Raw genomic sequence first — 5956 nt, 5'->3', positions numbered from 1 at the left:
TTCCAACAATCAGCGAAACGAGAAATCTCTAATATTCTTCAAATTTTTAAACGTGCTGTTGCAGTGAGTGGTACAGCAGAAGCAATGCAATCAACGAAATTCAACGAGGAAATTGCAGACCGCCTATTAGAATTAAAAATCAAGTTAGAATCAATTCTAATTAATGGAGTTAAAAAGGATGGCTCTAAAACACCATTTATTCGTCAAATGTCTGGTCTAATTGAATTTGCTGATAATGGTAACGCTAAGTCTAATACAGATGTTGAGGCACTAATTAAAGATGGTATGCGTCAACTTTGGGACAACAAATTAACAACTGGTACATACTATGCCTTTGTCAATGCAGATGTAAAAGATAAAATTGACGCTATTTACAAAGATAAATATAGCTATCAACACCAAACAACAAACTTTGGTCTAATGGTTGAGACAATCAATACAAACTATGGTGTAGTCAACGTTGTATTAAGTCGTGATATTCCAGCGAATAAAATTGTTTTATTTAATGACTCATACGTAAATATGGCAGCGCTACGTCCTGTAACGTTTACACCATTAGCAAAAGTTGGAGATAGTACGAAAGGTCATGTTGTAGGTGAGTACACTTTAAAAGTAGGTAGCCCTAAAGCAGTAGCAGTTTTAACAGTTACGGAATAATTAAATACATAACTAATTGAGGTTTCCCCACTTCGGGGATTCCTCTTTTTTATTAATTTGAGGATATATAGGGGGAGCAATAAGGATGTCAAAGGATGATTTATATGTAATGCGTAAACGTAAAAAAATTAAATTAAAAGATTTATCAGCACATATGGGTATTAGTATCAGTTTAATAAGTCGGTACGAAAATAATTTGTATCACTTTACCAAACGTAATCAAAAAATGTATGAGGACTACATTATTAACAAAAAATTAAACTAAAAAATTTAAACGAAAGAGAGTTGAAAAGGTTGGTTATTAATTTAAACTACTTCTCCTTGATTCCGCTCTAATGTTTTTAAAGGATTTTTACAATAAAAATAATAGAAAGTTAAAAAAACAATCAATAAATTGTTAATTTAACTGCAATGTATATTGTATTTAATACTAGATATACGTTGCTTTGAGGATATAAGGAGGAGATTTATTATGATGAAACAAGAAGTAGAGGTGGTTGTTATTAATGCAATCGCTATTAAATGGATAAAATTATTAAGGATATGTTCCCTGCATGGGTCAATCAAAAACAAGAAGGACACTACACAATATATGGCAATGATGTAGATAGTGCCTACAGCAATACAATTATACATAATTTATTTGGATATACGGCTAATGCTTATGTAGACCGCAAAGGTTTTTACATTGCAGATAAAACAATCAATAAATACATTGGTATTGATTTAGCCGTCATAAGTAAGGATATAAAAACGTGGGATAATCATGTAACACTCATTGATAGTAATGATCGTGTTAATCCAAATAGTGCAAATATTAATAGCATAATGATGATTAACCACGATAAAAACTATTATAAAAAGTGTGCTTTGAGTACAGCATTACAGATGATTGCTTATTATGATTTACCATTGCCGTCTACAATTGATGGTAAACGTGCTTTACTAGCTATAGATGGTGGCTACAAAGGATTTTATAGTAAAAAGTTTAAAAATACATACATAAGTTATTTAAAAATGCTTGGATTAGATAATTTGTTAGATGTACTAGACCGATCGAAAGAAAGTGATTTTGAAAAGGCTTTGCCATCTGAAAAGTTAATATTTAAAGATGGTCTAGTGTCGTTCCCCACGTCACAACATCAAGAAAAATTAGAAAAATTATTTGAAACAAAATTTTACATACCACAAGGAAAATTTGAATTGTCTGTAGAATTTAAAAATAACTTTGTAAACAGACAACAATATCATAAATTTAACGATAAAGCAGAAAGAAATACAATATTTAGTTTAGCAGTATTAAATAAAGATAAAATCAGTTTTAGTCAAATGACAAAAATACATAAGTAAGTAAGAAAGGAAAATACCACATGGATAAATTAAATGATAAAAATTTTTATTATTGCTATGACGCAAAGATGTCTAGGTATTTAACAGAAAATAGAATCAACTACATTGTAAAGGCTAAATCATTGAAAGATGGTCGTATCTTTACTATGTATGAACGAGATAAAACGTTTTACGATGTGCTACATGATTACTCATTAATTACAAAAGCACAATAAATTTGAACATATAAGGCATGATTCAGTTTTGAGTTGTGCCTTTCTATATAAAATACATAAAAAAAGAAGGTAACTAAGAGATGACATTAAAAGAAAACTTACAACAATACAATTTAGAAGTGGCAATGCCCAATGAATTATTTCCACAACTATTACAAATGAAAGAAGATAAGGAATTGAAGCCAGTACACATTGGTTTTACATATTCCTATATTTATCTTCAAACGTATATGTACCGCTATTCAACTTATGGTACTTATGTACCAAATGGTAAAGAAATCAAAGAATTACTTACATATACACCATCTAATAAAGCAGTTGATTACATAATTAAAAAGAATGGCTTACTCGAGCAAAAGGATATTCTTACAACTACAAATCACTTTCCTATAATTAGTGAGATGGAATATGACGAGTATGGTATTGATCGAGTACCAAAAATCACAACAATTCAAGAGTTTTGTAAGGAGATTCAATATGAAACAGTAGATGAGTGGAGAGAACAAATGAAGATCAATCGTGCATCAACATGTAAATATCCAGTATTCGGATTTGAACGTGAATATGATGATGGATGTGTAGAAGGTACATTCTTTGATATTTCAGATACAACTCTAATTGACATGAATACGTTCCTATTCTGTATGTCTACAGATGATATTGGAGTAAATGGATTCTATGTATATGCCTATTTATTAGATAAAAGTAATAAATTTAATAATGATTTTAAAGCTACACATAAACGTATTGCTAAAGAAACAGGTTTATCGGAAAAAACCGTACAACGTGTAATGGATGCTTTACGTTCTCATAATTTAATTACTACAGTACATAACATGGAATATTTCAGTTTTGCAGTACCTAAGAAAGATAGAAAAGCATCTACTCATAAAGTAAATGTGAGTGCTAACTTTTCAGCCGACAAGATTGAATATGAGAAATTAAAATTTGTATCAAATAAGGTACATGAAAAGAAGATGGATGAAAAATTTACATATGGTAAAGTTGAAATTAATATTGAGGATTTACCATTTTAATAATCTATTTTTCTAAAAACGGTATTTTTGACTATATATATAATATAAATATATATAATTTTTATACTTATATTTAATAATTAATATATAAATAAATGGTATATATATTATATATAAGGTCAATTTTACCGTTTTTAGAAATTTAATTTATAGGGTGCGTCAAATTTGAGGCAGGGTCGTAATAATATTATTATCCCTGTGATGTAATTTCAATATCTAAAAGCCAACTGACGAACTTCGGTAGTTGGGAACAAACTGGAGGTAGAGATGTTTTATTCTAAAACCATACAATTTGACTGTAATTATAATATACAATTACATAATTATATTTAATTTTACTATTAGATTTATAATAATTATAAATAATTTAGAGTTAAATATTTAATGAGAAAATAAATTATAATTATAGTCAAAACGTATGGTTTTAGAAATATAGATTGTTATATAGACAATTGCGGTTGGTTCATTTTAATTCAGTCGTAACTGAAATGGTGACGACCTTATACGAACATTAGTCGTAGTATGAGGAGAGACCTGACTGTAACATTATTACTATCAGGTGCAAACTCACCTTATCCGCTATGCCTGAGTGGCAGAAAGAAAATATTAGTTCCTCAGAAGTACCGATATAGTACAACATGTCAAATTGGTATGTTGTGAGGTCTATTATGCACTTCGCAGATACATAATGTAACTATCACAGAGAGTGATAACGAATTTAATGTGTCGTGTTGTACGTCACTAGGGTTACCCATAATAGGTGATCCTTTTTTAATTGAAGGAGGAAATTAAACAATGAATATATATGAAGCATTAAATACAGTATCGTGGAAGAAGAAAGAATATTTTTTGTGGAAGCATAATTTAAGTGTCCTGAGAGAAGTACCATTAACAGAAGAAGAAATATGCAAACGAATCCAATCCAAAAGTTTAAGTTACATGAAGAAGTGGGAAAAAACAGAGGAATATCACAACTTAGTCAATATTATGATTGAGTCACAGGCAGGTAAGGATTTAGAGGATATTTACGCTATCGTAAAGGAAAAAGCTTTAACAGGTGATGAAAAGTCCATAAAGTTATTGTTAGATTTACAGAAACAAGTACAGGCATATAACAAGCAAACTAACAAAGGGAAGCAGTCTACTAATACATATGATGATTTGGAGTTAGATTAAGATGGATGCAAAGATAAAAAAAGTTTTTGATAGTTTCCCATTGTTTGCGAAAAATTTTATATACATAACAGATAATAACAATGATGTAGTTAAATTTGAATTGAATGATGCTCAGATAGAGATTGAAGAATTAATGCTGCGGAACAGATTTATTATTGTAGGTAAAGCAAGGCAATCTGGTATTTCTACATTCACATTAGGTCGTGCATTATGGAGAGCATTAACCAAAGAAAATGAAAATATATTAATCGTTTCATATAAATTAGATAGTGCAAAGGCTTTATTCGAGAAGTTGAAACAGATGAACGATTACATACCTAGAGATAGGTATCCTGACTTGTTCGCAAAGGTTAAAAGGGACAATCGAGATGAACTTGTATTCTCAAACGGCTCTAAAATTAAATCTGTAACAGCAGGTAATAAAGACGTTGGTCGAGGATCAACATATACATATATTCACCTTTCAGAATATGCCTTCTATGCAAACCAAGAAAAGCAATTACTATCAGTAGAGCAATCACTTGCAAAAGGTAGTGAGAGTCAATTAACAATTGAAACAACGTCTAATGGTACAGGAAATCATTTCTATCGTCTATACATGCAAGCCATGAAGAATAAATCTAAGTATGTTGCCTATTTTGTACCTTTCTATCACAAATTATACGCTAAACAATTTGCACATGATTATATGGAAGCTGTTGAATGGTATAAGGCTAATAATAATGGTGAAAAGTTAACTGAAAATGACTTAGATGAGGAAGAACAAGCATTACATAAGTTAGGTGCTACACTTACTCAATTGACATGGCGAAGATGGAAGATGTTAGACCTTGATTCAGAGAGTGACTTTTATCAGGAGTATCCTTCCAATCCATTAGAATCATTTATTTCGACAGGTAATGCAGTATTTAATCAAACTAAGGTATTAAACCGTTTAACGTACGCAAATGAGCCAATTGATAAAAGAGAAGTACGCTCAAACTTACCTGAGACGATTCGACAATGGGCAAGTAAGGGAATTGTATTGTTCGATTACCCTAAAGTAGGCAAAAAATATTACTTTGGAGTGGATACTGCATCTGGAAGTGGTGGAAATAATGACTCATCTACAATTGTATGCTTTGATGATGAAGGACAGCAAGTATTAAGTTTTGAATCAAATAAAATAGCGGTATATGAATTTGCGGAGTTGATTGACGTTTTAGGACGTTGGTATAACTACGCTTTTTTAGTTGTCGAACGCAACAGTTATGGTTTGCCAGTTATAGAGCGATTAAGAAAAGAACTCGGTTATATAAATATGTATAAGCAAAAATTATTTGATGAACGCGGTAAGAGAAAGTTGCAACTAGGTTGGACTACTACTCAAGGAAATAAGGCTATTTTCATTTCTGATATGAAAGAACAATTTGAAAAAAGTTTAGTTAATATTGAATGTAAGCAACTATTACAACAGATGCAACTGTTCATAGAGAATAGTGGAAAGATGGGCAATAAGCGAGGAAATACTGAAAAGAATCA

General features: G+C 30.6%; 7 protein-coding genes. All 7 read left to right on the top strand.

Annotated elements, in window-relative coordinates; translation table 11 throughout:
- Positions 1-657 (top strand): SU10 major capsid protein (locus ACIQVU_RS19980; RefSeq protein ID WP_402896988.1); only part of this gene is annotated, 657 nt, incomplete at its 5' end.
- Positions 658-742: 85 nt separating this feature from the next.
- The gene (locus tag ACIQVU_RS19975) at positions 743-922 is read left to right on the top strand and encodes a helix-turn-helix domain-containing protein (RefSeq protein ID WP_402896986.1); all 180 of its coding nucleotides are present in this window, start codon (positions 743-745) and stop codon (positions 920-922) included.
- A 257-nt stretch (positions 923-1179) separates the two neighbouring features.
- Entirely contained in the window at positions 1180-2007 is an 828-nt protein-coding gene (locus ACIQVU_RS19970; protein ID WP_402896985.1) for a hypothetical protein, read from the top strand.
- A 20-nt stretch (positions 2008-2027) separates the two neighbouring features.
- Positions 2028-2222, top strand: a complete 195-nt coding sequence (locus tag ACIQVU_RS19965) for a hypothetical protein (protein ID WP_402896983.1) — start codon at positions 2028-2030, stop codon at positions 2220-2222.
- A gap of 80 nt (positions 2223-2302) precedes the next feature.
- Positions 2303-3259, top strand: coding sequence for a replication/maintenance protein RepL (locus ACIQVU_RS19960; protein ID WP_402896982.1), 957 nt, complete (start codon positions 2303-2305; stop codon positions 3257-3259).
- A gap of 795 nt (positions 3260-4054) precedes the next feature.
- The gene (locus ACIQVU_RS19955; RefSeq protein WP_402896981.1) at positions 4055-4435 is read left to right on the top strand and encodes a hypothetical protein; all 381 of its coding nucleotides are present in this window, start codon (positions 4055-4057) and stop codon (positions 4433-4435) included.
- A gap of 1 nt (position 4436) precedes the next feature.
- Positions 4437-5956: terminase large subunit domain-containing protein (locus ACIQVU_RS19950; protein WP_402896979.1), on the top strand; the 1520-nt coding region annotated here is incomplete at its 3' end.

The organism is Lysinibacillus sp. NPDC098008, from assembly GCF_044760715.1.
Lineage (GTDB): Bacteria > Bacillota > Bacilli > Bacillales_A > Planococcaceae > Lysinibacillus.
This window is presented reverse-complemented; position numbering and strand designations above follow the sequence as displayed.